This is a genomic window from Dellaglioa sp. CoH-57-MRSF-22, assembly GCF_056781895.1.
This window is the reverse complement of the sequence record NZ_JBXAXT010000004.1, coordinates 55,671-81,991: the sequence shown is the minus strand read 5'-3', so window position 1 is coordinate 81,991 and position 26,321 is coordinate 55,671. Positions and strand designations below refer to the sequence as shown.

Genomic DNA, 26,321 nt, shown 5'->3' with positions numbered 1-26,321 from the left:
TATAAGTAAAATGTCAACTTAAAAGTAGTCATTTTTCTTTAAATAATAAGCAGTTAATAAACAAATTATTAACGTGATTAATTGTAACCACCAGAATGAAAAATGAGTGTCTGCACCAGGAAGGGATACGTTCATGCCGAACATACCGCCAACGATTGTTGGTATCGTTAAAATAATCGTCATCGACGTTAAGACCTTCATGATAATATTTAAATTGTTTGAAATAACTGATGAAACCATTTCACCATAATTCTCTAATATTTTAGTTTGAATGCTTGTCATTGTTTCGGCTTGTTGGTTCTCGATTAAAACATCTGTGAGTAAATCATCAGTTGCCTTTTGTTTGAAATGCTCATTTGAGTCAACCATAGATTGAAGTACTGGATTATTTTTCTTTAAAGCAGCATCAAAATAAACTAAACTTTTTTGCATTGACATCATTTGATAATATTGCTCATTTTTAGTTGCTTTAGCAAGTGATTTTTCTAAATTTTCGGTTTCTTGAATGATAGATTTTAACGCAACGACAAAACTTTGTGATAGATACCAAAGTAATTTCAAAGTGAATTGATCCGATGTTATCGTTTTAATTTGATGAATTGGACTATCCGCGATAAATTTACTGATAAAATCTGGTTCACTATTTGAGACTGTAATTATTGCATCATCTGCTAAGATAATTGAAAAAGGAAACGTTTGGTATTCTAAGTAGCCTAGCGAGTTTCTAATGCGATGAGGGTACTGCATTAAGACTAAGTCAGGAACAATATTTTGAGACAATCCTTCAGTTCTTGAATTTTCTTGATCATCTGAAATAGCGGTCATATAGTCTCGTGGTATAGCATACTTTTTAATAAGTTCATTTATTTCTATTTCAGAAGGATTTGTAACGTTAATCCAACATGATTTACTGTATTCTTTTATTTTTTGAATTGTACCTAACTCAGTTGATGTATAATATTCTATCAATATCAAAGTCCCCTTTATTCGAATAACATAATACATAGTATACCAAATTTTTTAAGCTTTCGTTAATTCAGACATCTAGTTGTTAAGATTAGTTCAAATACGCTATAATAGTAAACATAACTGTAACCTAAATTGAAATATATGGTAGAATCATCTATAATATAAGACATTGATTTTTATGAAAATGAGGGATGAAAATATGTGTGGATTTGCAGGTGTATTGAGCGACAGACAAAAAAATACCAATGATGATTACGATAAAATTGTTCATAATATGACAAAAATGATTGTTCACCGTGGTCCTGATGATTCAGGTTATTTTAGTGATGATGATATAACAATGGGATTTAGAAGATTAAGTATTATTGATTTAGAAGGCGGACACCAACCACTTTCATATGAAAATGAACGTTACTGGTTAACTTTCAACGGTGAAATCTATAATTATATTGAACTACGTGAAGCATTAGTTGCTGATGGTTATGAATTTAAAACAGATTCTGATTCAGAAGTCATTTTAGGTATGTATGCTAAGTACGGTGCAGAAGCTGTTAAGCAATTCCGCGGAATGTTTGGATTTGTTATCTGGGATACGCAAGAAAAAACACTTTTTGCTGCCCGTGATCAATTTGGGATTAAACCATTTTATTACGCTATAGCAGATGACAATTTTTATTATGGTTCGGAAAGTAAAGCTATTTATAAAGTTTTAAAAAATAAGACATTTGATAAAGATGCACTTCAAGATTATATGACATTCCAATTTGTACCAGAACCAGAAACGTTAACTAAAGAAATTGATATGTTACAACCTGGACATTATTTAACGAAAAAATTAGGCGAGAAGCCAGTCATTACACGATATTTTTCTGCCGAATTTCATCCAGTAGTTCGTCCAGAAGAGACATATATTAAACGTATTAAAGACGTCTTAATTGATTCAGTTGATAAGCATATGCGTGCCGATGTACCAGTTGGTTCATTCTTATCTGGTGGAATTGATTCGTCTATTATTGTTGCTATTGCTAAAGAATTAAATCCAAAATTAGAAACAATTTCAGTTGGATTTGAACGTGAAGGCTATAGTGAAATAGATGTTGCGCAAGAAACCGCAGAAAAATTAAATGTCGCTAATTTTAGTTCTGTTATTACGGCTGAAGCATTTATGAAGGCTTTTCCACATTTTATTTGGAATATGGATGATCCCTTGGCTGATCCGGCTGCTGTGCCTCAATATTTCCTTGCTAAAGAGGCCAGAAAACGTGTTAAAGTTGCATTGACGGGTGAAGGTGCTGATGAACTATTTGGTGGTTACACTATTTATCATGAACCTGAATCATTAAAAGGATTTAAATACACTAAACCAATTAATGGTGCGTTGAATAAAATTGCTCAAATGATGCCTAAAGGGATGCGTGGACAAAGTTTCCTTCTTCGAGGCACGACACCAATGGAGGATCGTTACGTTGGTAATGCTTTTATTTTTAATGAAAAAGAAAAAGAAGCATTCTTTAAAGACTATAATAAAAATCATCCATTCCAAAGTATTACTGGCCAATATTATAATGCATCAAAAGATTACAATAAAATAGATCAAATGCAATTTATTGATATGCATACATGGTTAAATGGAGATTTATTGCATAATGCCGATCGTACAACAATGGCACACAGCATAGAATTGAGAACACCATTTTTGGATAAAGAAGTTTTTGCAGTTGCTTCTGAAGTGCCTGCAGATTTGAGAATTGCACATGGAACAACCAAGTATGCTTTACGCAAAGCTGCTGAAGGTATCGTTCCTGACCATGTTTTAAATCGTAAAAAATTAGGTTTCCCTGTGCCTATTCGTTTTTGGTTAAAAGACGAAATGTATGACTGGGCTAAACAAATTATTAATGATTCTCAAACAGATGAATTTTTTAACAAACAATATTTCATAGATTTATTGGATGAACATCGTGCTGGTGTTAGAGATAACTCCAGAAAAATATGGACTGTCTTAACATTTATGGTATGGCATCGTATTTACATTGAAAGTGACATATTAGAAGATAGTAAAACAGTAACAGAAAAAGCTAAATAATAAATAGTGGGAGTTCAAAATAATGACAATTATGGTTCAGAAGTTTGGTGGCACATCGGTTCAAGACGATGAGTCGAGACGAGCAGCTTTAAAACACGTAAAATATTCAGTTGATAAAGGGTATCAAGTCGTTGTCGTTGTTTCAGCAATTGGGCGTAAAGGTGCACCTTATGCAACTGATTCATTATTAGGACTTGTCGATGGAGAGCAATCATTACTTTCTAATAGAGAACTTGATATGATTGTTTCTGTTGGTGAAACTATTTCTGCCGCAGTTTTTTCTGAATTATTGAATAAGGAAGGCATTAAAGCTGCTGCTTTAACAGGGCAGGATGCTGGAGTTGAAACAACTGATGAATTTCAGAATGCTAAAGTAATTAACATTAATACTGATTTAATTGATGAGGCATTTAAAGATGCTGATGTTTTAGTTGTGACTGGGTTCCAAGGTGCTACAAGTAAAGGTCAAACGACGACTATTGGGCGTGGTGGAAGTGATACGACAGCTGCATTACTTGGAGCAGCATTAGATGCTGAACGTGTCGATATTTTTACTGACGTGTCAGGGATGATGACTGCCGATCCTAGATTAGTTACAAAGGCAAAATTTCTAGAAACAGTCAGTTATGAAGAAGTTGCAAATATGGCTCATGAAGGTGCGAAAGTTATCCATCCTCGTGCAGTGGAAATTGCGCAACAAGCCCATGTTCCAGTTCGGATTCGCTCAACTTGGCAAAGTCCTGAAGAGATGGGAACCCTTGTGACCGACCGAAACTTAGGTGTAAAGCATTATCGTAGTGTAACTGGTATTGCTCATGTGACTGGACTCAGTCAATTTACAATTAAAACAGTTAATCATGCTCCAAAAGATGTTTTTAATTTGATGTCCAATAATAATTTGAGCGTTGATTTTATTAATATCTCACCTGGCAAAGTCCTCTTTAATTTGTTCAATGATGATGAAAAAAAAGCTAAACAACTTTTAGTAGATGCTGGAATTGATGTCTCAGTGCTTCCAAACTGTGCGAAAGTTTCAATTGTGGGAGCGGGGATGACTGGAACACCAGGTGTTACGGCCAAAATTGTAACAGCACTAGCTGAGAAGGATATTAATATTCTTCAAACAACTGATAGTTATACGACAATTTGGATTTTAGTTCAACAGGACGATTTAAAAACTGCTGTTAATGCATTACATGATGTCTTTTTAAGCAGTATCTAAAAGGGGTAATTTATGAAACTTTTACCATTTTTTGGAACTTGGTATGGGTCGATAATTTTAATATTTGGATATATTCTAATTTTAACTTTACTTAAACGTATTTTACGTAAAAATTGGCCTAAACGGTTGCAAATCATTGATTTTTTACCACCATTACTTCTTTTATTGACACATATTTTATCAGTACGAGAGTTTAATTTATCGATTACACCATTTATAATATTTTCTTGGTGCTTAATTGGTATTGCTAGTGCGCTTATGTATGCGTATCGAGATGGAGAATTAATTTATGCAAAATTTTTCAAGACCATTTGGAAAATTACTGATATTTATATGCTTGGATGGTACCTCTTAATGCTTCTCTTTTTAGTACTATTTTAAGGATATCGTCCTACATTTTTAATTATAAGTAATGTAAAAAACACTTAATCTAAAAAGGATTGAGTGTTTTTTTGTATATTATCATTTAAAATCATAATATTGGGGAATTCAGTGGTGGAATGTGGGGCATTGTGGTAAAATTTAAATAGTTACTATGAAGGGGGGCTGTACACAATGTTTATGGGCGAATTTAAACACACTTTAGATACTAAAGGTAGATTAATTATTCCAGCTAAATTTCGTGAGGAATTAGGTGAGAAATTTGTTATTACTCGAGGTATGGATGGTTGTTTATTCGGATATACACAAACAGAGTGGACACTCCTAGAAGAAAAGCTTAAAACACTCCCTTTAACAAAAAAAGATTCACGGGCTTTTGTAAGATTTTTATATTCTGCAGCTACAGAATGTGAATTTGATAAACAAGGCCGTATTAATATTCCAGTTCCTTTAAGAACACATGCTGATTTAGAAAAAAAATGTGTGCTAGTAGGTGTTTCAAACAGATTCGAAGTATGGAGTGAAGATCGATGGAATAGTTTTTCAGAGAGTGCATCAGAAAATTTTGATGAAATTGCAGAAAATATGATTGATTTTGGATTTTAAATAACACGTATGAAAGGGGATAAAACTATGACGACATTTGAACATGAAACAGTACTACTAAATGAAGCAGTAGATGGGTTGGCTATTAAACCAGATGGTATATATGTTGATTGTACTTTGGGTGGCGGTGGACATAGTGCCCTAATCCTGTCTCAACTAAGTACGGAGGGACATTTATATGCTTTTGACCAAGATCAAACAGCGATTACTTATAATGAAGGGCATTTAAAAAAATACATAGAAAATGGACAAGTTACGTTTATTAAACGCAATTTTAAAGATTTAAAAGCCGCGTTACTGGAACTTAATGTCACGGAAGTAGATGGTGTACTCTATGACTTAGGTGTATCATCCCCACAATTTGATGTCGCAGAACGAGGCTTCAGTTATCAGCACGATGCGCCGTTAGATATGAGGATGGATTTAAGTGCAGAATTAACAGCTAAAGAGATTGTTAATAATTGGACATATCAAGAACTTATTAGAATCTTTTTTAGATATGGTGAAGAAAAATTTGCAAAGTCAATTGCTCGTCAGATTGAAAATGCTAGAGAAAATGAAGAAATTGTTACAACTAGTCAATTAGTTGAATTAATTAAAATGGGTATTCCGGCTCGTGCAAGACGAACAGGTGGGCACCCTGCTAAAAAAGTTTTTCAAGCTATTCGAATTGCGGTTAATGATGAATTGGGTGTTTTAGAAGATTCATTAGAGCAAGCAATTGATTTAATTAATGTTAAGGGGCAAGTTAGCGTTATTACATTTCAGTCATTAGAAGATAGATTGGTCAAAACGATGTTTAAGGAACGAACAAGTTTACCAGAGTTACCACCGGGTTTACCTGTAATTCCAGATAATATTCAGCCAAATTATGCACTAGTTAATAAAAAGCCAATTTTACCATCAGAATTAGAATTACAGAATAATAGGCGTGCACATTCAGCAAAATTGAGAATTATAAAACGATTGAAAAAATAATATTTTATAATAAAGGGGTTACATATCATGGCACAAAATAGCACAGCACGACAAATGCCAAGAGAATATAAAGAAAATCCAAGACAACAACCTATACATAAAAAAACAGTGGGATCACAAAGTGTTGCATTTTCTAGAATTGAAAAATCATTATTTGGTTTAATTGGTGCAATTTCTTTGGTACTTATGCTTATGCTAGTTTCATCTCAGGTAGAGTTGTCTAATAGTAGTCAATTTTTACAAAATATTAACAGCGAAATAACAGCTATTCAAACTAAGAGTTCTGATTTGACACAAGAAGTGAACGAACTTGCCAGTAATGATCGATTAAATAGTATCGCTAATAAAAATGGTCTTAATTTAAGTGAGAGTAGAATAAGGAATGTAACGAAATGAATAATCAAAAGCAACGGATGATAAATGACATGAAAAAGAAACGTAGAAATAGGCAAAGGTTTGGTGTGCTACTAATCCTGGCCGTTTTAGCGATTCTTTTGATGTTTATCATTCGTTTTTCTTATATTGTAATAGGTGGAAAAGTTTCAGATGTTAATTTAAGTAGCCAAACACAGGCACTTTATGAAAATAGTCGAATTGATAAAGCAAATAGAGGAACCATTTATGATGATTCAAATCAACCGATTGCTGAAGATACAACAAACTACTCAATTTATGCAGTTCTATCAAAATCATATGTTGGTGCAAATAACAAAGCGTTATACGTTACTGATAAGAGTAAAGCTGCAAAAGTTATTAGTGATGCGATTGGAATGAAAGAATCTAAAGTTTACAATATTTTGAATGCAAAAAAAGGAACTTACCAAGTTGAATTTGGTAATTCTGGTAAAAACTTATCTTTGGAAACAAAAAACAAGATAGAATCAGCAGATTTAAAAGGTATTTATTTCACTGAAACACAAGCAAGATTATATCCAAATGGTGTTTTTGCATCACATTTAATTGGTGTGACAAAAAGCACTTCAAAAAAAGGTGATTCAACTTTATCTGGTGTAATGGGACTAGAATTAGCATTTAATAAACAATTAAGTGGAACAGACGGGTTAAAAAAGGTCCAAAAAGATAGTTATGGTTACCAACTACCAAACTCAAAGACAAAAACAAAAAAAGTTGAAAATGGAAATAATATTTATACAACCATTGATACAAAATTACAAACGTATCTTGAAACAACTCTAACTAACGTACAAAAAACATATAATCCTAAATCAATGAATGTTGTTATAATGAATGCTAAAAATGGAAAAATTTTGGCAGGAAGTCAACGGCCTACATTTAATGCAGATACCAAAAGTGGTATTTCAAAGATGTGGCGTAATACGCTAATTGAAGATAGTTATGAACCTGGCTCGACTATGAAAGTATTTACAATGGCAGCTGCTATTGAAAATAATGCCTACAATGAGAATGCCGTCTATAAATCAGGTGTTTTAAAAGTGGGAACTAAGATTGTTCCTGATTGGAATACATCTGGTTGGGGTTTAATCACTTATCGTGAAGGTTTCGCTCGTTCAAGTAATGTTGGTATGGCTAAGTTGGAACAAGCGATGGGGCATACTGCTTGGCTTAAATATATTAAAAAATTTGGTTTCCTGGAAAGTACAAATCTGGGATTAGCTAATGAAGCAAAAGGTAGTATTGAATTTCAATACCCAATTGAACAAGCAGATACAGCTTTTGGTCAAGGAATAAATGTGACAACTATGCAAATGATGCAAGGTTTTACGGCATTTGCAAACAACGGTAAGATGATCAAACCAACGCTTGTGGATAAAATTGTAGATCCTAATACTGGAAAAACAACGTATCAAGCTAAAACAACAAATTTAGGACAAGTTATTAAAAAATCAACGTCTAAAGAAGTATTAAGCATGATGCAAGATGTTATCTACAAAAATTATGGGACCGGTAATGCCTTTAAAATTGATGGTTACAAGATAGCTGCAAAAACAGGAACTGCCCAAATTTCGGATCCAAATGGAACTGGATATCTAACGGGTGATGCAAATTATGTCTTTTCAGTTGTAGGTATGGCGCCGGCCAAAGATCCAAAATATATTATGTATGTAACGATGAAACAACCACAAAATATGCAAGGTACCAGTGGTAATGCTATTTTGGCACAAATATTTAATCCATTGATGAAGAGGACTTTAGAAGAAGACAGTTCAACAGCGGTATCAACTGCAAAGACTAATGTAACAGTAGCAGACGTTACAAATAGTTCAACTTCATCAGCTAAAACAAAATTAAACGAACAAAATCTAGATATTGCAGTTATCGGACATGGCAGAACGGTAGCTAATCAGTATCCACCTGCTGGAACGACTGTATTATCCGGACGTAAAATATTGTTATTAACAAATGGTGAAATGATTATGCCTGATTTAACCGGTTGGTCAAAGAGTGATGCGGTGAATGCTGCAGAATTAATGAAACTAAACTTAACGACAACGGGTAGTGGTTATGTAGCAGCTCAAAGTATTAAGGCGAATACAGTTGTTAAAAAATCAACTATGGTGAAATTAACGTTAAAATAAAAAGGTGAATATAGATATGAGAGCAGATAAATTAATCCAAAGTTTAAAATTTAAACGAGTATCAACGGCGATTGATTCAGAGTTAGATATTAAGCTATTAACACAAGATACAAGAGAAGTTGTTGAAGATAGTCTATTTGTTGCTGTTGAAGGTTATACAGTTGATGGACATGATTTTGTGAATCAAGCGGTTGAAAAAGGTGCGAAGATTATTATTGCTCGTAAACCAGTTGATGTACCTGTTCCAGTCGTTTATGTCCAAGATACAAATCGTGCGATGGCAATTCTTGCCGATGCATTTTATGGCGTCCCAAGTCAGCAGATGAGAATGATTGGTGTTACTGGTACAAATGGTAAGACGACTGTTACACATTTGATTGAACAAATTTATCGTGACTTAAATCAAAAAACAGGTTTAATCGGTACAATGTATCGTAAAATAAATGATACACTGTATCCTTCGAATAATACAACTCCAGATGTTATTACATTGCAAAGAACTTTAGCACAAATGAAACAAGAAAAAGTTGAAACTGTTGCAATGGAAGTTTCTTCACATGCGTTAGTCTTAGGACGTGTATGGGGTATTGATTTTGATATCGCAGTTTTTACAAATTTGACACAAGATCATTTAGATTTTCATAAAACAATGGAAAATTATGCACATGCAAAAAGTATGTTATTTGCTCAGTTGGGTAATCATTATACTGAATCAGGCGACTCAAAAGTGGCTGTTTTAAATTTTGATGACCCAGTGGCTCGAACGTTTACTCAGTTTACTTCTGCTCAAATATTATCTTACGGTATCGAAAATGATGATGCCATGATTCAAGCTAAAAATATTGAAATTAAGAGTCATGGAACTGAGTTTGATTTAATTCTTTTTGGTGAAACAACTCATGTTACAATGCAATTAATCGGCTTGTTTAATGTTTATAATATGCTTGCTGCGTTTAGTGCCGCATATGCTGCTGGACTTGATGAAACACAAATTATTAAATCACTTGAAAAAGTGACTGGTGTTAAAGGTCGTTTTCAATTAGTGCCTTCTAAAACGGGTATCAGTGTAATTGTAGATTACGCGCACACACCAGATGGGTTATTAAATGTCTTAGAGACAATACAAGATTTTGCACAAAATAAAATTTATTGCATTGTTGGCTGCGGTGGTGATCGTGATAAAGGAAAACGTCCTAAAATGGCAAAAATTGCTGCTGACCATAGTGATTACCCAGTATTTACTATGGATAATCCTAGAACTGAAGATCCTAAGGAAATTATGGCAGACATGCTGACTGGAATTCCAGAAAATAGAGCAACTGTTATAATGGATCGACACGATGCAATTGCTCAAACAATAAAAAAGGCGCAACCAGGAGATGTTATTTTAATTGCTGGTAAAGGTCATGAAGATTATCAAATTCTTGGTCGAGAAAAAGTGCATTTTGACGATGTTGAAGAAGCATCGGGAGCATTAAATAAAAAATAAGAATTGAGTGAGGATAAGACAATGACTAAACCAGAAATGTTTATACCGTTGGTAAGTGGATTCGCATTAACGTTTATGTTTATGCCATTATTTATTGGCTATTTTAGAATACGTAAACAAGGGCAAATGATTAGAGAAGAAGGACCAAAATGGCATGAGAAAAAGTCTGGTACACCAACAATGGGTGGATTTGTCTTTAATATTGCTATTATTATTACTGCAATTTGGACAGGTATATGGGCTAATTCTATGACACCAGCGATGATGATTATGATTTTCATCTTATTTTTATATGCTATTTTAGGATTTTGGGATGACAGTATCAAATTATTCAAACGACAAAATGAAGGTTTAAAGCCTTGGCAAAAATTATTGGGTCAAATAGTTGGTGGATTAATCTTCACCGTCGTTTATGTCCATGAACATTTGCCACTTGCAATTAATGTCTTTGGTTTTGGTGAGGTCTCAATCGGTATTCTTTATGCTGTATTCATTATTATTTGGCTTGTTGGATTCTCTAATGCGGTTAATTTAACTGATGGAATTGACGGTCTTGTTTCAGGTCAATCAATTATTGCATTCGGTGCATATGCAGTTGTTGCGCAAGTACAACAACAAAAGGATGTACTTATTTTTTGTTTATCTGTCATTGGCGCATTAATTGCGTTCATTTGGTTTAATCATAAACCAGCTAAAGTTTTCATGGGAGATATGGGATCGTTAGCATTAGGTGGTGCATTAGCAACCGTTTCAATTTTATTACACCAAGAACTATCACTCATTTTTATTGGTATTATATTTGTTTGTGAGACGGCAAGTGTTATTTTACAAGTAGCTTCATTTAAATTAACAGGTAAACGCATATTCAAGATGAGCCCAATTCATCATCATTTTGAAATGAGTGGTTGGAATGAATGGAAAATTGATATTGTCTTTTGGACTATTGGGTTAATTGCTGCGATTTTAACGTTACTAGTCATTTTATAAAGGGAGATTTAATTGGAATGAAAAATATTACGAATTATCAAAATAAAAAGGTTCTAGTTGTAGGTTTAGCAAAGAGTGGCTTGAATGCAGCCAAACTTTTAAAAGATTTAGGCGCATTTGTGACTGTGAATGATCATAAAAATATTGATGATAACCCTGAAGCTAAAGAGCTTTTGGCTGAAGGAATCAAAGTGATTACGGGCGGACACCCACTCTCTTTACTAGATGAGGATTTTGAGTTAGTCGTAAAAAACCCTGGAATTCCATATACAAATTTACTTATTGAAAAGGCAATGGAAAAAGGTTTACCTATTATTACAGAACCAGAGCTTGCTTATGAAATTTCTGAAGCGCCAATGATCGGGGTTACAGGAACGAATGGTAAGACAACTACAACGACGCTGATTTCATTGATGTTAAATCAAGAAAGAAAGCAAGGACGTGCATTTGTCGCTGGAAATATTGGTGTTCCATCTGTTGCCGTAGCAAAAAAGGTAACCAAAAATGATATTATTGTAGCTGAATTATCAAGTTTTCAATTATGTGGCATTGATAAATTGAAACCAGAAATAGCCGTTATTACTAATATTTATGAGGCACATACGGATTACCATAAAACTCGAGAAAATTATGTGAAAGCAAAAATGAGAATAACTGAAAATCAAGATTCTAGTGATTTTCTTGTTGTCAATTGGGATTTAAAAGAACTTCGTGAACTAGCTAAAACAAGTTCTGCTAACATTGTGCCATTTTCTAGATTAGATGAAATTGAAACAGGGGCTTATGTAAAAGACGGAAATATTTACTATCAGAATGAATTCATTATGAAATCGGATGAAGTTAATATTCCTGGTGAACATAATATTGAAAATGCGCTTGCAGCTATCGTAACTGCTAAAATTAAAGGTGTAACAAATACTGCTATTCAAGAAGTATTATCGACATTTACAGGAGTACGCCACCGTACACAGTTTGTTAGCGCATGGCATAATCGCAAATTCTATAATGATTCAAAGGCAACTAATATTGAAGCAACTGAGATGGCTGTAAAAGGATTTTCGAATCCAATTATACTATTAGCTGGTGGATTAGATAGAGGATTTACGTTTGAAAAATTGGTGCCTGTACTTAAAGCACATGTAAAAGCAATGATTGTTTTCGGTGAAACAGCTGATTTAATGCGAAATGCTGGAGAAGCGGCAGGTATTACTCAAATTAAGCAAGTCACTGATGTTGTTGCAGCTGTTCCCGAAGCATATAAATTAAGTGATAACAATGATATTATATTGTTATCCCCAGCAGCAGCTAGTTGGGATCAATATCCTTCATTTGAAGTACGTGGTGACAAATATATTGAAGCGGTTGAAAAATTAATGCAAGTAGAGGATAAATAAAATGAAAATTATTGTTTCTGGTGGTGGCACTGGCGGGCATATTTACCCTGCGTTGGCCCTTATTGAAGCGCTAAAAGTAAAAGATCCAACGGCTGAATTTTTATATGTTGGGACTGAAAAAGGACTTGAGAGCCGAATCGTTCCAGATAATGGAATTCCATTTAAAACAATTAAAATTCAAGGATTTAAAAGATCGTTATCAGTAGAAAATATTAAGACAGTCCAACTATTTTTAAAAAGTGTGAAAGACGCAAAGAAAATGATTAAAGAATTTAAACCAGACATTGTTATTGGAACAGGCGGTTACGTATGTGGTGCAGTGGTTTATGCTGCTGCTCGATTACATATTCCAACTATTGTTCATGAACAAAATAGTGTTGCAGGTGTAACAAATAAATTTTTGAGCCACTTTGTTGATAAAGTAGCTATTTCTTTTGAATCAGTTGCAGATCAATTTCCTAAGAAAAAAGTTGTTTTCACAGGGAATCCCCGCGCACAACAGGTTGTAAATGAAACAGAAATTGAAGCATTATCGCAATATGGATTATTAGATGATGTACCAACGATGTTAGTTTTTGGTGGTTCAAGAGGAGCTGCGAAAATTAATCAAGCAATGGTTGAAGCAATTCCTGAATTAAATAAAAAACCATATCAAATTTTATTTGTTACAGGTAACGTTCACTACGATAAAATTATGAATGATTTAAACGGGATAGAATTAAATAAAAATATTGTGATAAAACCATATTTAAATAATATGCCTAATTTATTAAGCCATATTTCTGTCATTTTAGGACGTGCTGGTGCAACAAGTATAGCAGAAATAACTGCACTTGGATTACCATCTATTTTGGTGCCTAGCCCTTATGTTACAAATAATCATCAAGTAAAAAATGCAATGAGTCTAGTTGATAATAATGCAGCTAAGCTTATTACTGAGGATAAGTTAACGGGATCAAAATTGGTCATGGTTTCAGATGAAATGATGCTCAATACTGATGTGAGAAGACAGATGGCTAATAATTCACGTAAAATGGGTGTGCCCAATGCTGCAGATAATCTAATTAAGGTTATGGAAGATTTAATCAAAATTAAAGAATAAGTTAGGAGGCCAAATAAGATGTCAAAAAATAAATTCTTAAAAAGAAAAAAAGCTGAATTGACACCTTGGGAGGCCTTACAAGAGAAAAAAAAGAAGAAAAATAAACGATTCGATTTTTTTGGAAACCCCAAAACAATTAGTGACCGATTACCAAAATTAAAAAAATATCAACATCATGCCCTAAAACAAAAATTAATTATTATAATTGGTTCGTTTCTGATTATTGGTTTAATTGCACTATATTTTATTTCACCATTAAGTAAAATACAAAATATTAGTATTTCAGGTGAAAAAACAGTTTCAAAAGTACAAGTAGAAAATGCTAGTAATTTACACATTAATGATCCATTATCCCACGCGTTTTTTAGAAAAAAAGCTATTTTAAAGGATATAAAAAAAGAATTGCCACAGGTGAAGTCACTAACTGTTAGCCATAATAAATGGAATGGTGTTAAACTTTCTATTAATGAATATGATCTTGCAGGATATATTTATAAAAATAAAACATACTATCAATTATTTTTGAATGGGACAATTGGAAGTAAGAAATTTGACCAACCAGTGGGGAATTATCCTACGTATTCTAAGTTTAATCAAACAAATATATTGCAAAAAATGGTTAAACAATATAAAAAAATTCCGATGAAAATCAGAAATGGAATATCAGAAATCGATTATCAACCATCCAAAGTGAATAATCAGCGAATATATATATACATGAATGACAGAAATAAAATTATTGCTAATATTGATAATTTTGCCGATAAAATGGCTTTCTATCCAAGTATCTCATCTAAAATGAAGAAAAAAGGTGTCGTTGATTTAGAAGTGGGTGCATATTCTTATCCATATAATAAGAAAAGTTAACAAAGTTGGTATGGCCTATGGGATATCCTTTCTAAATCAGGTCTTAATGTGGTAAAATATGAGTACTATATCTTATAAAAAATAATATTAAAAGCAAGCTGTAAGGAGGTTCTTTTTCAGATGGGTAACGCAGGTATATATGTGGGGTTAGATATCGGTACGACATCAATTAAAGTTATCGTTTCTGAATACGTTAATGGTCAATTGAACGTAATTGGTATTGGTAATGAACGCTCACAAGGTTTGAATAGGGGAATTGTAGTCGATATTGATAAGGCTGTAATTTCAGTACAAAAAGCTATTAAACAAGCTGAAGAAAAAGCAAATATTCAGATTCACGAAGTACATGTTGGTATTCCTGCTAATTTATTACAAATTATTCCTTGTAACGGCATGATTGCCGTTTCAGATGAATCAAAAGAAATTACAAATGAAGATGTTGTGAATGTTGCGAGTGCAGCATTAGTTCAAAATTTACCACCAGAAAGAGATATCATTGATATTATTGCTGATGAATTTGTAGTTGATGGATTTGATGGCATTAAGGATCCTCGTGGTATGATTGGTGTGAGATTAGAAATGCATGGATCAGTTTATACTGGCCCAAAAACAATTATTCATAATTTAAAAAAATGTGTTGAAAATGCTGGGCTAACTATCAGAGAAACAATCGTGAACCCATTAGCACTTGCATCAGTTGCGATGTCAGATGGCGAAAGAGACTTTGGTACTGTACTTATTGATCTCGGTGGTGGTCAAACGACTGCTTCAGTGATTCATGATCATAAGTTGAAATTTACATACGTGGACCAAGAGGGTGGCGATTTTGTCACGAAAGATATCTCAGTGGTTCTTAATACATCTGTTGAAAATGCTGAAAAATTGAAACGCAATTATGGATTTGCTAATTCTGAGTTAGCATCAGAAGATGATGTTTTCCCAGTTGATGTTGTTGGACAAAGTGAGCCAATCAATATCTCTGAAAAATATTTAGCAGAGATTATTGAAGCAAGAATCTCTCAAATCTTAGATAAAATAAAAAGTTCATTAGATGCTATCAAGGCGTTAGAATTACCAGGTGGCGTTATCTTAACTGGTGGTCTTGCAGCTTTACCAGGAATTACAGAATTAGCATCAGAAATTTTGCAAGTTCAAGTTAAAACCTACGTCCCTGATCAAATGGGATTACGCTATCCTTCATTTGCACAAGCCTTAGGATTGATTAATTATGCAGTCGAGCAAGATGAAGTCACATTATTAGTGAAAAGTGCAATGGGACTTGATATTGATCAATTAAGTTATAGTATTGTTGAACCAGACAACGAAAAACCTAAGAAGCAAGAAGTAAAAAACAAAGTTAAAAAAACTAGAAAACCAAAAACATCAGGGGATCCATTAAAATCAGTTAAAAACTTTTTTAATGAATTTTTCGATTAAATAGGAGGAAGTAAGTAATGGAATTTTCTTTGGACTCAAGTGAAGATAAAGGCGCAGTAATAAAAGTAATTGGTGTCGGTGGCGCTGGTGGTAATGCTGTTAATCGTATGATTGATGAAAATGTTTCAGGTGTTGAGTTTATTGCATTAAATACTGATGTTCAGGCATTGGAAAGCTCAAAGGCAGAAATTAAAATTCAATTGGGTCCTAAATTGACTCGTGGATTAGGTGCTGGTGCAACTCCAGATATTGGTAGTAAAGCTGCACAAGAAAGTGAAGAAGCAATTATCGAAGCTATTGATGGCGCTGATATGATTTTCGTTACTGCTGGAATGGGTGGTGGAACAGGAACAGGAGCTGCTCCTGTTGTAGCTAAAATCGCTAAAGATCAAGGCATTTTAACAGTCGGAATTGTAACACGTCCATTTACATTTGAAGGACCTAAACGTAGCCGTTTTGCTGCTGAAGGAATAGCTAATCTGAGAGATCAAGTTGATACGTTAGTTGTTATTGCTAATAACCGTTTACTTGAAATCATTGACAAGAAGACACCGATGCTTGAAGCATTCCAAGAAACAGATAATGTTTTACGTCAAGGTGTTCAAGGTATTTCTGAATTAATTACATCACCCGGTTTAATTAATTTAGATTTTGCTGATGTTAAAACAGTGATGGCTGATCAAGGAACTGCATTAATGGGAATTGGATCTGCTACTGGTGAAAATAGAACTGCTGAAGCAACAAAAAAAGCAATTTCTTCGCCATTACTCGAAGTTTCAATTGATGGTGCAAAACAAGTTCTACTTAATATCACCGGTGGTGCTGATATGAGTCTTTTCGAAGCGCAAGAAGCTTCTGAAATTATTTCACAAGCTGCAACTGATGAAATTAATATTATTTTTGGAACGTCAATTAATGAAGACCTAGGTGATGAAATCGTCGTAACAGTTATTGCAACTGGTATTGATGATGTTAAAGAAGAAAAAAAAGCCACAGTTCGTACACGAACATTACCAAGAACTGATGCACCTAAAGCAACATTAGCTGAAAAGCAAGAAGATCGTTTTGACGATTGGGATATTATGCACCCATCAAGTCAACCTGAAGAAAAAAAATCAACAGAATTTGAAAATGTTGAAAAACCAAATTTTGATGTCTTTAAGAATGATATCAAAACTGATGATTTAGCAACAAATAATGATGATAGTTTAAGTACACCACCGTTTTTCAGAAAACGACGTAAAGATTAATTAAATGAATCAATGGGGAGGTTACGGATATTATGGCTTTTGAAAAAATTGGTCGTTTTTTTGGGTTAGCTGAAGAAGATGATTTTGAAAATGATGATTACCAAACCGAAGAGTCTATGCGGACTTCGTCATTGAATCAAAGTAATAAAGTCGTTTCGATAAATGGTAAATATAGTCAACCACAAAAAATTAATTTATTTGAACCTAGAATTTATTCTGATGTTAAGGATATTGCAACGCATTTAATGCAAAATCAAGCAATCGTCGTAAATTTTCAAAAAATGGATGAAGTTCAATCTAAACGGATTGTTGATTTCTTGTCCGGAACAATTTTTGCTATTAACGGAACAATTCAAAGAATTGGCGATAATATTTTTCTTTGTACACCAAACTCATTTACTGTTGAAGGAAATATGGCAGATAATATTTTTGAAAAATTCGAATAAAAGAAAAATCGAGGTATACAAATGATTGAGTTTATTACATTTCTAGCTAAAGTGATTACGTGGGCTTTTGATGCTTATGAGCTAGCAATTATCATTTACGTTTTAATGTCATGGTTTCCAGGCGCTTATAATACGCCGGTTGGCCATTTCTTAAGTAAAATTTGTCAACCATACCTTGCATTTTTTGACCGTTTTATCCCGGCAATTGGGGGTATTAGTTTTTCACCAATTATTGCGATAATCGCGCTAAGCTTCATCCAAAATGGGGTTATGGGACTTCTGACTACTTTGATTCGTCTTTATGTTGGAGGCTAATGATATATGAATGATACAATTTACCAACATTTCAGGTCCGACGAAAAAGAAATTATTGATACATTGTCAGATTATATCGAGCAAGCTAAATCAGAGTACAGGGCAGTTCTAACTCATTTTTTAAATCCTAGAGAGGCACATATTGCGACCTATCTATTAGGCCAAAATGACGAAATTAGTTTAAAATTATTTGGTGGCACGAAAGAAGCTGAACGAAAAAGATTACTTTTTTATCCAGCGTATTTCGATGTTCAAGATAGTGATTTTGATTTACAACTTATTGAAATTAAGTATCCAATAAAATTTGCTACCTTAAAACATGGACAAATTTTGGGAACTTTGGCTAATGCGGGATTAGATAGAGAAGTACTTGGTGATATTTTAACAGATGGTCAGCAATGGCAGGTTGTTGTTGAAAAAAAGATGGCTAATTATTTGATTAGTCAAGTTGATCGTATTGGTAAAATTAAGGTATCACTTGAAGAGATTCCTTTTTCACAAACGGTGAGTGTCACAGATGAGTGGCAATCGCAAAATGAATTAGTTTCATCGTTACGAATCGATTCAGTCATATCAGCTGTTTATAATATGTCTCGACAAAACGCCAAAAATTTAGTTAATTCTGAAAAAGTTAGTTTAAATTGGCAAGTTATTAATAAGCCTGATTATGAATTAGCAGAGTTTGATGTTTTGTCAATTCGTGGTTTTGGACGAATCAAGTTAGATTTTATTGCAGGTATGACTAGAAAAGATAAATATAAATTAGAGTTATCAATATTAAAAAAATAAATTTTGAAGGACGTGCAAAATGACTTTAAGTCCATTAGATATTCATAATAAAGAATTTAACGTAAAATTACGAGGCTATGATCAAGACCAGGTTAATGATTTTCTAGATAAAATTATTAAAGATTATGAAATAACGTTAAAAGAAAATGAAAATTTAACTGAAGAAGTTAAAACTAGTAATGAAAAGTTAGAATACTTTAATGATTTAAAAGATTCTTTAAATCAATCAATTATTGTTGCTCAAGAAGCTGCTGATCGCGTTAAGGTTAATGCTAAGCGTGAATCTGAAATTATTAATAAAGAATCACAAAAGCAAGGTCATGATATTATTGATGAAGCGAATGAAAAAGCTAAACATATTATTGATATGGCTTCAGAAAAAGCTAAAAAATTAGCTGTTGAGACTGATGACTTGAAGAAACAAGCACGTATTTTCCGTCAACGTTTAAAAGTTATGATGGAATCACAATTAGAAGTTGTTAAAAGTTCTGATTGGGACGAAATTTTAAAACAAGGCGAGACAAGCACATATTCTGAAATTCAAGACGTTTTAAAACGTGAAGAAGACAAAGAAAAACGTGAAGCCAAAGAAATAAAAGAATCAGTTAATAATAATGACGATATTGTTGTTACAGAAATTATTGCTGAATCAGATGCAAATGAAGATTCTGAGCAAAATGATCAAGATACAATGGTCATTTTCCCAGATAATAAATAAATTTGAGAATAACAATTATATGATACATTTTTAGCGAGTCGATGATAGTGGAAGGTCGATAATAAGTATTATATAATTTATCATCTCAACGATTTCATTAAACTGAAATGATCAAGTAAGTTTAATCGGCTTCATCTCCGTTATCACGATGATTGAGTGAAATTTAACGTTATATAATGTTAAGTTTCTAAATTTGGGTGGTAACACGAAGACTTCGTCCCTTGTAACGGAGTCTTTTTGTGTATAATGAAATAAAATAACTTTTAAAAGGAGTTTATAATATGAAAATGAAAGAAACCTTAAACTTAGGTAAGACAGAATTTCCAATGCGTGGAAATTTACCAGTTAAAGAAGCAGAGCGTGAAGATGCATGGAGACAAAACGGTGTTTATGAACTAAGACAAAAGTTAAATGAAAAGAAACCAAGTTTCATTTTACATGATGGACCTCCATACGCTAATGGTAATATCCATATGGGACATGCTTTAAATAAGATTACGAAGGATATTATCGTTCGTTCAAAATCAATGATGGGCTTCAGATCACCTTTTGTTCCTGGCTGGGATACTCATGGCCTTCCTATTGAACAACAATTGGTTAAACAAGGTGTTGATCGTAAAACCATGTCAAAAGCTGATTTTCGTGAATTATGTGAAAAATATGCTTTGGAGCAAGTTAATTTGCAACGCGAAGATTTTAAACGTTTAGGCGTTGCAGCTGAATGGGATAGCCCATACATGACTTTACAACCTGAATTTGAAGCTGAAGAAATCAGAATGTTTGGTGAAATGGCTGAAAAAGGTTACATCTATAAAGGTAAAAAACCAATTTATTGGTCACCATCGTCTGAATCAGCATTAGCTGAAGCAGAGATTGAATACCACGATATTAAATCACCATCAATGTATATTACATTTGATGTAGTTGATGGGAAAGATATTTTAGATACAGATACAAAAATGATTATCTGGACAACAACACCATGGACAATTCCAGCTAATTATGGTGTCGCTGTACATCCTGATTATAAATATATCCAAATTAATGCTGATGGGAAAAAATATGTTGTCGCTGAAGAACGTTTAAATATTTTAAAAGAAGAATTTGATTGGGAAAATGTTGAAGTATTAAAAGAATTTTCTGGTCGCGATATGGAATATATGACAGTGCAACATCCATTATATGATCGTACATCATTAGTTATTCTAGGTTACCATGTTACTTTAGATTCTGGTACAGGACTTGTTCATACTGCTCCAGGACATGGTGAAGATGATTTTATTGCTGGACAAAAGTATAAATTACCCGTTGTATCTGTTTTAGATGAAAAAGGTGTCATGAATGAAGATGCGCCTGGATTTGAAGGGATATTTTATGATAAAGCTAATCCATTAGTAACTGATGAATTGAAAGAGAATGGTCATTTACTTAAACTTTCATTCTTTACGCATAGTTATCCACATGATTGGCGTACAAAAAAACCTGTTGTTTTCCGTGCAACGGCACAATGGTTTGCATCAGTAGAGATGTTCCGCGATGATATATTAAAAGAAATTGAAAAAGTTGATTTTAAAAACGAATGGGGTAAGGTTCGTCTTTACAATATGATTAGAGATCGTGGCGATTGGGTGATTTCACGTCAACGTGCTTGGGGCGTTCCATTACCTATCTTCTATGCAGAAGATGGGACACCTATCATTACACCAGAAACAATTGAACATGTTGCTCAATTGTTTGAAAAAAATGGATCAAATATTTGGTTCAAAAATGATGCTAAAGCACTACTTCCTGAAGGATTTACAAGTGAACATAGTCCTAATGGTGAATTTACAAAAGAAGAAGATATCATGGATGTTTGGTTTGATTCAGGTTCTTCACATCGTGGAGTGCTAGGTAAACGTGATAATTTAACGTATCCTGCAGATCTATATATGGAAGGTTCAGATCAATATCGTGGATGGTTTAATTCAAGTGTTATTACATCCGTTGCAACTAATGGAATTGCACCATACAAACAGTTGATGTCACAAGGATTTGTACTTGATGATAAAGGACATAAGATGAGTAAATCGCTTGGGAATATCATTTTACCAAGTAAAGTTATTAAACAATCAGGAGCTGAGATTATCCGATTATGGACAGCATCAGCAGATACATCTTCTGATATCGCTGTTTCAATGGATATTTTAAAACAAGTCTCTGAAACATATCGTAAGATTAGAAATACATTTAAATTTATTTTGGCTAATACAACTGACTTTGATCCAAATGAAAATGCAATTGCATTTGATGAATTGGCATCAGCAGATAAGTATATGTTAATTAAATTAAATACATTTTCAAAAGAGGTTTTGGATGATTATGCTGAATATGATTTCTTAGCAATTTACAAAAAAGTGATTACATTTATTTCAAATGACTTATCAGCATTCTATTTAGATATTGCAAAAGATATCGTTTATATTGAAGCTGAAGATAGTTTTGAAAGACGCTCAATGCAAACTGTTCTATACCAGATTGTAACAACAATGGCTAAGTTATTAACACCTATCTTGCCACATACAACTGAAGAAGTTTGGGACTATTTGAAAGAACCAGAAGAATATGTTCAATTAAGTGAAATGCCAGAAGTTGCCCATTTTGATGGTGAAATTAAAATTGTTGAAAATTGGCAAGCATTCATGAAAATTCGTTCATATGTCTTAAAGGCTTTGGAAGATGCGCGTGATGCAAAATTAATTGGGAAATCATTTGAAGCAAAAGTTATTTTATATGTGAATGATTCTGATAAAGAATTACTTAACGTACTTGATACGGATATCCGTCAACAATTGATTGTTTCTGATTTAGAAATTTTATCTATTGATGATGTTCCAGAAGATGCAACTAATTTTGATAACTTAGCTGTTAAAGTTGAAGTAGCTAACGGTGAAGTTTGTCAAAGATGTCGTATGGTTAAGACTGATGTTGGGGAGGATACTGCGTTACCAACGCTCTGTCATCGTTGTGCAACGATTGTTGAACAAGGTTATCCAGAGGCAGTTACAGAAGGTTTTGAAAATTAAATATTTCAAAAAAGGAATAACGTAGAGTTATTCCTTTTTTTGAGTCAAATTGATTACAATCCTAAAAATATAGCGTAATATGTAAGGTATACAATTATAGTGAGAGCAGGTGTTCAATGTGGAATTAGTAAAAGTACATGGATCAGAAAACGATTTTTTTCTTTTAGATCAAACTAAATTAGAGACAGCATTATCAGATGAAAAATTAAAGAATTTAGCAATTCAAATGTGTGATCGAGAATCTGGATTACACGGTGGCTCAGATGGCATTTTAGTCGTTGATAAATCAAGTCATAATGGTGTTCTAGGTCAAATGAGAGTCATCAATGCTGATGGTACAGAGGCTAGTATGTGTGGAAACGGTTTAAGAACTGTTGGGCGCTATTTAGAAACTAAATTTGGACAAACAGAATTTAAAGTTGAGACAATGCATGCTGATTTAGATGTTAAGAAAGCACCAAATCTTCAGGCAGGCGTTGCAGCTTACAATGTCGAAATTTCACCTGTTAGTTTTGAGTCACAAACGTTACCAATGTTTTTACAAAGACAAACATTGGTAGATGAAATTATTCCTGAATTTTCACAAACGTTAAAGTTTTCAGCTGTCTCGGTACCAAATCCGCATTTAATTACTTTTGTTGATCATACAACGTTACAAGGACCGGAACTTGAAAGAATTGCAACTTATTTAAACGGTGAAAATCCGTATTTTCCAGATGGTGTTAACGTTAGTTTTGTTGAAAAATTAGATAATAAATCAATTTTTGTTAGAACTTATGAACGCGGAGTTGGGTTTACTAATGCGTGTGGAACAGCAATGTCTGCTTCAAGTTTAATGTTTGTTCTGTTAAGTGAAGGTAAAGTGCCATTTGGAACTGAAATTAATGTAAAAAATCCTGGTGGTATGGTTAAAACTGTTGTGCATCAAGATGAGAGTGGCAATTACTGGATGTCTCTAATTGGTAATGCAACTAATGTTGCGAATATAACAATTGAGTTAGCTGATGCTCTGAATGGTGATTTTTCTAAGGCCAAATGGATATCAACTAATGAACAGGATGCTTATTTAAAGTTTATATTAAGTATTATGTAATTTTATGGGGGTAAAAGACATAAATGACTGTCTTTTATCCTTTTTTTAATTTAAAATAAAGGGAAACGCTTGAGGAAATTTAATGAAAAAATGGATCATTGGAATTTGTTTAATGCTGATAATAATTGGCTTTGTTATTTTTGGCATTAGTTATTATTTATTTGAATATGCGGAGACACCAACCAATAAGGAATTTATTAATTCAGAACCTAAAAGTGCTGAGTTAAAGAAAGAATACACTTGGTTAAAACAAGTTAAAAAATTAAATTGGCAGATCAAATCTGAAGATAATTTAAAGCTTAAAGCAATTTATGTTCCTGCAGAAAGTAAAACTAATAAAACAATATTTGTTGCTCATGGATTTATGGGAAAGAAAGAAGAAATGGTCCGCTTTATTCATTTTTATCATGACAAAGGCTATAATGTTCTTGCACCAGATGCAAGAGCACATGGCCAAAGTCAAGGTGATTATATTGGTTATGGTTGGTTAGAGAGAAAAGATAATTTACAGTGGCTTGATAAAGTAATTAAATATAAAGGTACAGATTCAAAAATTACTCTATTCGGTGTTAGTATGGGTGGCGCAACGGTTATGATGTTGAGTGGAGAGAAAAAATTGCCTTCACAAGTTAAGGCAATTATTGAAGACTGTGGCTATACAAGTGTGGCTGATGAGTTAACTTATCAGTTGAAACAGATGTATAAGTTACCTAAAATCCCTATTATCCCTATTGCTAGTCTGATATCAAAAGTTAAAGCAGGTTACTCATTTTATGAAGCAAGTTCAATTAAGCAATTAAATCATAATAAGTTACCTGTGTTATTTATTCATGGTAGTGACGATAAATTTGTTCCGACTGAGATGATTTATCAAAATTATGCTGCGACAAGAGGACCTAAAGAAATTTTCATTGCACATGGTGCTAAACATGCTACGTCATTTACAAAAGATAAAGTTGAGTATGAAAAGAAAGTAACTCATTTTTTAAAACAATATTTTAACTAGGAAAAGTAAAATAACGAGGTTAATTAAATGAATTTAGAAGAAAAAGTTTTATCAGAAGAATTAATATTCAAAGGACATGTTATAGAAGTTGTTAATGAGACGGTTAAACTACCAAATGGTGAACAATCAAATAGAGAAATCGTACATCATCATGGTGCTGTAGGTATATTAGCAATAACGGATGAAGAAAAAATTGTTCTAGTTAACCAGTGGAGAGCACCTATTAGGAAGACATCATTAGAAATTCCGGCCGGTAAAATTGATGGCGATGATCATAATTTAATCGAGACTGCAACACGTGAACTGAATGAAGAAACACGCTATGAAGCTAAACATTTAGCTGAAATATATGGGTTTCATTCAGCATTAGGATTTGCGGACGAATATTTAACGCTATTCTATGCGACTGGATTAGAAAATGTAGATAACGAGTTACCTCAGGATATTGATGAATTTTTAAATGTAGTCGAATTGACGTTTAATGAGGTTCAAGCTAAAATTAAATCTGGTGAAATAACTGATGTTAAAACTATTTTAGCGGTTAATCATTGGGAAATTGAACGATTAAAAGGTGAATTACATGGATGATGAAAAAAAGTTATCGAGAAGTGAATATCAGAGATTACAAGAATTAAAGAATGATCCTGAATTTCGACAAAAAGAACGTCAACGAGTTGAAAAGGAATACCAAGATGAACATCCAACAAGAAGCTCATCTTCAGAACAACCAGAAAAAACAAATAAAAAAAGTAAATTAAACCAATTTTTGAATTGGACAATTGTATTTTTAGTTATTGCAATTGTAATTGTATTTTTAGCTTTATTCTTATTACCTTAGATATTAATAAAAAATGGAGGGTAACAACATGATTTACGGTATTTTATGTGCAATGGAGGAAGAAATTCTTTCGCTTAGAAGTCATCTAGAGAATAGAAAAGACAAAGAAATTGGCGGGATTTCATTTTATACAGGCCAAATTAATGGAAAAGAAGTTGTTTTGGTTAGATCTGGTATTGGTAAGGTACAAGCAGGGATGACAACAGCCCTTTTAATTGCAGAATTTGGAGTAACAGCCGTTATTAATTCTGGTTCAGCTGGTGGTATTGGTAATGGACTTAAAATTGGAGATGTGGTCTTAGCCACAGAAGTTGCCTATCATGATGTTGATGCAACAGCTTTTGGATATGAAATTGGTCAATTACCCCAACAACCAACTAAATACTTGGCAGATACAAATTTAAACGATGCAATTAAAAAAGCGGCTCAAGAAAATGATTTAAGTATAAAACCAGGACTAATTGTATCTGGTGATCAATTTATAGCAAGTCAAGCTCAGACAGATGTCATACTTAATCATTTTCCTGATGCTCTTTGTAGTGAAATGGAAAGTGCCGCAGTTGGTCAGGCAGCACACCAATTTGGTATTCCATTCACTATTGTTAGAGCGATGTCAGATGTTGGCGATGAAGAAGCTGGACAAACATTTGATGATTTTATTATTGAAGCTGGTCAAAAATCAGCACGAATGATTCTATCATTATTAAGCTAAATTAAAAGGAGAT

The 26,321-nt window shown here is 33.2% G+C and carries 25 protein-coding genes; 24 read left to right on the top strand and 1 reads right to left on the bottom strand.

From position 1 onward, the window contains the following. Positions 1-18 precede the first annotated feature (18 nt). Positions 19-969, bottom strand: a complete 951-nt coding sequence (locus AC1RPR_RS05535) for a magnesium transporter CorA family protein (protein WP_409022360.1) — start codon at positions 967-969, stop codon at positions 19-21. A gap of 199 nt (positions 970-1,168) precedes the next feature. On the opposite strand from AC1RPR_RS05535, the gene asnB reads away from it, so the two are divergent. The 24 genes from asnB (at position 1,169) to AC1RPR_RS05415 (ending at position 26,308) form a co-directional block, all read left to right on the top strand. Then, positions 1,169-3,055 (top strand): asparagine synthase (glutamine-hydrolyzing), encoded by a 1,887-nt coding sequence (gene asnB / locus AC1RPR_RS05530; protein ID WP_481761723.1) that lies wholly within the window; start codon positions 1,169-1,171, stop codon positions 3,053-3,055. 22 nt (positions 3,056-3,077) lie between these two features. After that, on the top strand, positions 3,078-4,277 hold the full coding sequence (gene dapG, locus AC1RPR_RS05525; RefSeq protein ID WP_481761675.1) for an aspartate kinase: 1,200 nt from the start codon (positions 3,078-3,080) through the stop codon (positions 4,275-4,277). A 12-nt stretch (positions 4,278-4,289) separates the two neighbouring features. Then, complete coding sequence (locus AC1RPR_RS05520) at positions 4,290-4,658, top strand: DUF3397 family protein (RefSeq protein ID WP_409022362.1); 369 nt, start codon at positions 4,290-4,292, stop codon at positions 4,656-4,658. Positions 4,659-4,832: 174 nt separating this feature from the next. Continuing rightward, entirely contained in the window at positions 4,833-5,264 is a 432-nt protein-coding gene (mraZ, locus tag AC1RPR_RS05515) for a division/cell wall cluster transcriptional repressor MraZ (RefSeq protein ID WP_481761676.1), read from the top strand. A gap of 27 nt (positions 5,265-5,291) precedes the next feature. Further along, positions 5,292-6,242 (top strand): 16S rRNA (cytosine(1402)-N(4))-methyltransferase RsmH, encoded by a 951-nt coding sequence (gene rsmH, locus AC1RPR_RS05510; RefSeq protein WP_481761677.1) that lies wholly within the window; start codon positions 5,292-5,294, stop codon positions 6,240-6,242. Positions 6,243-6,269: 27 nt separating this feature from the next. Continuing rightward, the gene (ftsL, locus tag AC1RPR_RS05505) at positions 6,270-6,638 is read left to right on the top strand and encodes a cell division protein FtsL (protein ID WP_481761678.1); all 369 of its coding nucleotides are present in this window, start codon (positions 6,270-6,272) and stop codon (positions 6,636-6,638) included. Further along, entirely contained in the window at positions 6,635-8,800 is a 2,166-nt protein-coding gene (locus tag AC1RPR_RS05500) for a penicillin-binding transpeptidase domain-containing protein (RefSeq protein ID WP_409022366.1), read from the top strand. Before ftsL ends, AC1RPR_RS05500 begins: the two co-directional genes overlap by 4 nt. Before the next feature lie 16 nt (positions 8,801-8,816). Beyond that, positions 8,817-10,289 carry a UDP-N-acetylmuramoyl-L-alanyl-D-glutamate--2,6-diaminopimelate ligase gene (locus AC1RPR_RS05495; protein ID WP_481761679.1) on the top strand — a complete coding sequence of 491 codons (1,473 nt, stop codon included), beginning with the start codon at positions 8,817-8,819 and terminating at the stop codon, positions 10,287-10,289. Positions 10,290-10,310: 21 nt separating this feature from the next. Continuing rightward, on the top strand, positions 10,311-11,276 hold the full coding sequence (gene mraY / locus AC1RPR_RS05490; protein WP_409022368.1) for a phospho-N-acetylmuramoyl-pentapeptide-transferase: 966 nt from the start codon (positions 10,311-10,313) through the stop codon (positions 11,274-11,276). 17 nt (positions 11,277-11,293) lie between these two features. After that, the gene (murD, locus tag AC1RPR_RS05485) at positions 11,294-12,670 is read left to right on the top strand and encodes a UDP-N-acetylmuramoyl-L-alanine--D-glutamate ligase (protein ID WP_481761680.1); all 1,377 of its coding nucleotides are present in this window, start codon (positions 11,294-11,296) and stop codon (positions 12,668-12,670) included. A gap of 1 nt (position 12,671) precedes the next feature. Then, the gene (gene murG, locus AC1RPR_RS05480) at positions 12,672-13,772 is read left to right on the top strand and encodes an undecaprenyldiphospho-muramoylpentapeptide beta-N-acetylglucosaminyltransferase (RefSeq protein ID WP_409022370.1); all 1,101 of its coding nucleotides are present in this window, start codon (positions 12,672-12,674) and stop codon (positions 13,770-13,772) included. 18 nt (positions 13,773-13,790) lie between these two features. Next, a complete protein-coding gene (locus AC1RPR_RS05475; RefSeq protein WP_409022371.1) occupies positions 13,791-14,639 on the top strand; it encodes a cell division protein FtsQ/DivIB in 849 nt (282 codons plus the stop codon). Between the two features lie 120 nt (positions 14,640-14,759). Continuing rightward, positions 14,760-16,076, top strand: a complete 1,317-nt coding sequence (gene ftsA, locus AC1RPR_RS05470; protein WP_481761681.1) for a cell division protein FtsA — start codon at positions 14,760-14,762, stop codon at positions 16,074-16,076. A 17-nt stretch (positions 16,077-16,093) separates the two neighbouring features. Continuing rightward, positions 16,094-17,326 (top strand): cell division protein FtsZ, encoded by a 1,233-nt coding sequence (gene ftsZ / locus AC1RPR_RS05465; protein WP_481761682.1) that lies wholly within the window; start codon positions 16,094-16,096, stop codon positions 17,324-17,326. Positions 17,327-17,358: 32 nt separating this feature from the next. After that, a complete protein-coding gene (locus AC1RPR_RS05460) occupies positions 17,359-17,772 on the top strand; it encodes a cell division protein SepF (RefSeq protein ID WP_481761683.1) in 414 nt (137 codons plus the stop codon). 21 nt (positions 17,773-17,793) lie between these two features. Beyond that, positions 17,794-18,087: a YggT family protein gene (locus AC1RPR_RS05455; protein WP_409022375.1), complete on the top strand. Its 294-nt coding sequence runs from the start codon at positions 17,794-17,796 to the stop codon at positions 18,085-18,087. A gap of 6 nt (positions 18,088-18,093) precedes the next feature. Continuing rightward, positions 18,094-18,876 carry a YlmH family RNA-binding protein gene (locus AC1RPR_RS05450; protein ID WP_481761684.1) on the top strand — a complete coding sequence of 261 codons (783 nt, stop codon included), beginning with the start codon at positions 18,094-18,096 and terminating at the stop codon, positions 18,874-18,876. Between the two features lie 19 nt (positions 18,877-18,895). Beyond that, positions 18,896-19,594 carry a DivIVA domain-containing protein gene (locus AC1RPR_RS05445; RefSeq protein WP_409022377.1) on the top strand — a complete coding sequence of 233 codons (699 nt, stop codon included), beginning with the start codon at positions 18,896-18,898 and terminating at the stop codon, positions 19,592-19,594. 281 nt (positions 19,595-19,875) lie between these two features. Further along, entirely contained in the window at positions 19,876-22,659 is a 2,784-nt protein-coding gene (ileS, locus tag AC1RPR_RS05440) for an isoleucine--tRNA ligase (protein ID WP_481761685.1), read from the top strand. A 118-nt stretch (positions 22,660-22,777) separates the two neighbouring features. Continuing rightward, positions 22,778-23,752 (top strand): diaminopimelate epimerase, encoded by a 975-nt coding sequence (gene dapF / locus AC1RPR_RS05435; protein ID WP_481761686.1) that lies wholly within the window; start codon positions 22,778-22,780, stop codon positions 23,750-23,752. An 82-nt stretch (positions 23,753-23,834) separates the two neighbouring features. Continuing rightward, a complete protein-coding gene (locus AC1RPR_RS05430) occupies positions 23,835-24,758 on the top strand; it encodes an alpha/beta hydrolase (RefSeq protein WP_481761687.1) in 924 nt (307 codons plus the stop codon). Between the two features lie 27 nt (positions 24,759-24,785). Next, a complete protein-coding gene (locus AC1RPR_RS05425) occupies positions 24,786-25,346 on the top strand; it encodes an NUDIX domain-containing protein (RefSeq protein ID WP_481761688.1) in 561 nt (186 codons plus the stop codon). After that, a complete protein-coding gene (locus tag AC1RPR_RS05420; RefSeq protein ID WP_481761689.1) occupies positions 25,339-25,596 on the top strand; it encodes a DUF1328 domain-containing protein in 258 nt (85 codons plus the stop codon). The genes AC1RPR_RS05425 and AC1RPR_RS05420 overlap by 8 nt, the downstream gene beginning before the upstream one ends. Positions 25,597-25,624: 28 nt before the next feature. Then, on the top strand, positions 25,625-26,308 hold the full coding sequence (locus AC1RPR_RS05415; protein ID WP_481761690.1) for a 5'-methylthioadenosine/adenosylhomocysteine nucleosidase: 684 nt from the start codon (positions 25,625-25,627) through the stop codon (positions 26,306-26,308). The last annotated feature ends 13 nt before the right edge of the window (positions 26,309-26,321 follow it).

Bases quoted from the DNA above. Each gene is read 5' to 3' on its own strand.
- asnB (WP_481761723.1), top strand. From the start codon at position 1,169: ATGTGTGGATTTGCAGGTGTATTGAGCGACAGACAAAAAAATACCAAT.
- dapG (WP_481761675.1), top strand. From the start codon at position 3,078: ATGACAATTATGGTTCAGAAGTTTGGTGGCACATCGGTTCAAGACGAT.
- AC1RPR_RS05520 (WP_409022362.1), top strand. From the start codon at position 4,290: ATGAAACTTTTACCATTTTTTGGAACTTGGTATGGGTCGATAATTTTA.
- mraZ (WP_481761676.1), top strand. From the start codon at position 4,833: ATGTTTATGGGCGAATTTAAACACACTTTAGATACTAAAGGTAGATTA.
- rsmH (WP_481761677.1), top strand. From the start codon at position 5,292: ATGACGACATTTGAACATGAAACAGTACTACTAAATGAAGCAGTAGAT.
- ftsL (WP_481761678.1), top strand. From the start codon at position 6,270: ATGGCACAAAATAGCACAGCACGACAAATGCCAAGAGAATATAAAGAA.
- AC1RPR_RS05500 (WP_409022366.1), top strand. From the start codon at position 6,635: ATGAATAATCAAAAGCAACGGATGATAAATGACATGAAAAAGAAACGT.
- AC1RPR_RS05495 (WP_481761679.1), top strand. From the start codon at position 8,817: ATGAGAGCAGATAAATTAATCCAAAGTTTAAAATTTAAACGAGTATCA.
- mraY (WP_409022368.1), top strand. From the start codon at position 10,311: ATGACTAAACCAGAAATGTTTATACCGTTGGTAAGTGGATTCGCATTA.
- murD (WP_481761680.1), top strand. From the start codon at position 11,294: ATGAAAAATATTACGAATTATCAAAATAAAAAGGTTCTAGTTGTAGGT.
- murG (WP_409022370.1), top strand. From the start codon at position 12,672: ATGAAAATTATTGTTTCTGGTGGTGGCACTGGCGGGCATATTTACCCT.
- AC1RPR_RS05475 (WP_409022371.1), top strand. From the start codon at position 13,791: ATGTCAAAAAATAAATTCTTAAAAAGAAAAAAAGCTGAATTGACACCT.
- ftsA (WP_481761681.1), top strand. From the start codon at position 14,760: ATGGGTAACGCAGGTATATATGTGGGGTTAGATATCGGTACGACATCA.
- ftsZ (WP_481761682.1), top strand. From the start codon at position 16,094: ATGGAATTTTCTTTGGACTCAAGTGAAGATAAAGGCGCAGTAATAAAA.
- AC1RPR_RS05460 (WP_481761683.1), top strand. From the start codon at position 17,359: ATGGCTTTTGAAAAAATTGGTCGTTTTTTTGGGTTAGCTGAAGAAGAT.
- AC1RPR_RS05455 (WP_409022375.1), top strand. From the start codon at position 17,794: ATGATTGAGTTTATTACATTTCTAGCTAAAGTGATTACGTGGGCTTTT.
- AC1RPR_RS05450 (WP_481761684.1), top strand. From the start codon at position 18,094: ATGAATGATACAATTTACCAACATTTCAGGTCCGACGAAAAAGAAATT.
- AC1RPR_RS05445 (WP_409022377.1), top strand. From the start codon at position 18,896: ATGACTTTAAGTCCATTAGATATTCATAATAAAGAATTTAACGTAAAA.
- ileS (WP_481761685.1), top strand. From the start codon at position 19,876: ATGAAAATGAAAGAAACCTTAAACTTAGGTAAGACAGAATTTCCAATG.
- AC1RPR_RS05430 (WP_481761687.1), top strand. From the start codon at position 23,835: ATGAAAAAATGGATCATTGGAATTTGTTTAATGCTGATAATAATTGGC.
- AC1RPR_RS05425 (WP_481761688.1), top strand. From the start codon at position 24,786: ATGAATTTAGAAGAAAAAGTTTTATCAGAAGAATTAATATTCAAAGGA.
- AC1RPR_RS05420 (WP_481761689.1), top strand. From the start codon at position 25,339: ATGGATGATGAAAAAAAGTTATCGAGAAGTGAATATCAGAGATTACAA.
- AC1RPR_RS05415 (WP_481761690.1), top strand. From the start codon at position 25,625: ATGATTTACGGTATTTTATGTGCAATGGAGGAAGAAATTCTTTCGCTT.